This is a genomic window from Peterkaempfera griseoplana (assembly GCF_001418575.1).
Lineage (GTDB): Bacteria > Actinomycetota > Actinomycetes > Streptomycetales > Streptomycetaceae > Peterkaempfera > Peterkaempfera griseoplana.
In genome coordinates this window covers 1-1,399 of record NZ_LIQR01000627.1, presented here as the reverse complement: position 1 = coordinate 1,399, position 1,399 = coordinate 1, and the positions used below count along the sequence as shown (strand labels likewise).

1 protein-coding gene is annotated in these 1,399 nt (G+C 71.8%); it reads right to left on the bottom strand.

Going from position 1 to position 1,399, the window contains the following annotated elements; translation table 11 throughout:
- Nucleotides 1-354: hypothetical protein (locus AOK09_RS34345; RefSeq protein WP_157876152.1), on the bottom strand; the 354-nt coding region annotated here is incomplete at its 3' end.
- Between the last annotated feature and the right edge of the window lie 1,045 nt (nt 355-1,399).

Genomic DNA, 1,399 nt, shown 5'->3' with positions numbered 1-1,399 from the left:
CTGCGCATAGCCGGAGTCGTCGACCCGTACACCCACGGCGCTGCCGTCGGAGCCCTGCTGCGGGGTGACGGTGAACAGCAGCCCGTCGACTCCGGCTGCCTGCGCGGTCTTCTGATCGAGTACCTGAACCTTCGCGGCGCCCGCCAGCGGAGCAGCCGTGCCGGCCGCGGTGCTCGCGGAAACCGTGGACTTCCTCGCCGGGACCGCCAGGGACACCGGCAGTGCTCCGGCCCGCACGGCGACCGTCTTGCCCGACGCCGCGGGCAGGGTGACGGTGGCGCTGCCAGGCTCGGCCCAGGTGTGCCTGGGCGCCTGGGAGGGACGGTGGGGCAGGTCGTCATGCTTGCGCGGCACCGTCGTGGTGACCGCATGACTGGCAACCGGCTTGCCTGCGGACGGCGTACCCGGCATGTCGTCCGCCTGAGCCACCGGCGCAGCAGCCGCCTGCAACACGCTGGCGACCAGCAGACCGCACACAAGCAAGGTGATCTTGCTCCGTGCCCCGCCTGGCGCCTTCCACCCTTGTTTCACGATCGTTCCGTCCCCATCCCTCTGCAACCACTGAACCGCTGCCGCAGCTCGACTGCGGCTCGCACAGACACTCGCCGTCACCTGGTCCAGCTCTCCCGGTACGGCGGCGCGCGGTGACCGACGCGCCGCCGCAGGACCTGTTGCCGGGTCAGGGGCCTGCGAGGGTGTCCGGATCGGCTGCCGGGGGCGTGGCGATCCGGGTGCCGGAGGCGACTCCGGTGAAGGTCCCCATGTCGTCGCCGGTGCTCGTCCCGGGTCGAGGTGCCGGTGCCGTCGCGGCCCGGTTGCCGGCCCTCGGGGCGTACGCGCGTGACCCCGCCGGTCATGACACCCTCCCGCTGCCTCGCACTCACGAACGTGACGGCAGGGACCCTCAGCCGGGGTCCACCGCCCGGCAGAACGACCGGGCCCGTAACGCGCGTGAACGATCCACGAAGATCGCGGACATGACAGTAGGAGGAGGGTCATGTACAGGTCCAGATGAACGTAATGGGGCATCGTGCCCAACGGGGATCAAAGATCACGAAGCGTTGAGTGATACATGCCACACGGCAGGCGTCCCGACGTGGCGGGCGGCGGCCTTGTGTCGGCCGGCTCCGAGCGCAGCCGCAGCGGGCCGGCACGTCGCGCATCTCGCGGCCACGCGGGGGCGGCTCGTCGACGGGTCCGTCCAGGACGAGCAGGGGGCGTACGGATGCCTGCGCGGTGTCCGGCCTGCCGCCGGGCGGATCTCCGGCGCACGGGATGTGCTCCCTGCCGGACACCGCGCTTTCGGCCCCGCCGGGACGGCCCGGAGCCTGCGCCGTGACGGTCCGTTACCCGAGCGTCAGGTCGTCGGCGTAGACGTTGCCCTGGCCGTACCAGCCGT